The sequence below is a fragment of the Chryseobacterium phosphatilyticum genome, assembly GCF_002899825.2.
Lineage (GTDB): Bacteria > Bacteroidota > Bacteroidia > Flavobacteriales > Weeksellaceae > Chryseobacterium > Chryseobacterium phosphatilyticum.
Genome location: NZ_PPED02000130.1, coordinates 1 through 429 on the forward strand (window position 1 = coordinate 1; position 429 = coordinate 429).

1 pseudogene is annotated in these 429 nt (G+C 66.4%); it reads left to right on the forward strand.

The features are described from left to right. Positions 1-278: pseudogene (locus C1631_RS23815) on the forward strand (hypothetical protein); the annotation flags it as partial. Positions 279-429 lie beyond the last annotated feature (151 nt).

Here is a 429-nt window from a genome sequence, read left to right on the forward strand (position 1 = left end):
CCTGCGGCCATCACCATGTCGGCCACATCGGCATCCTCGGGGTCGACAAGAAAGGCGCGGAGTTCTACCAGGTCTCCCTCGGCGGCAGCTCGGCGCGCGACGCCAGCCTCGGGCAGATCCTCGGCCCGTCCTTCGCCCAGGAGCAGATGGCCGACGTGATCGACAAGATCATCCAGGTCTACGTGGAACGCCGGACCGAGGAAGAACCCTTCATCGACACCTTCCGCCGTATCGGTATCGACCCGTTCAAGGAGCGCGTATATGCAGCGAATCATTAAGGACCGCCAGGTGGTCGACGACCGCTGGCACTTGCTGCCCAAGGACGCGACCCTGGAAAGCGTGCCCAACAGCGACGACGTGATCATCCCGCTGGCCCTGTGGCTCGAGCACGGCCCGGCCCTGCGCGGCCGCGACGGCGGCCTGGGGGTC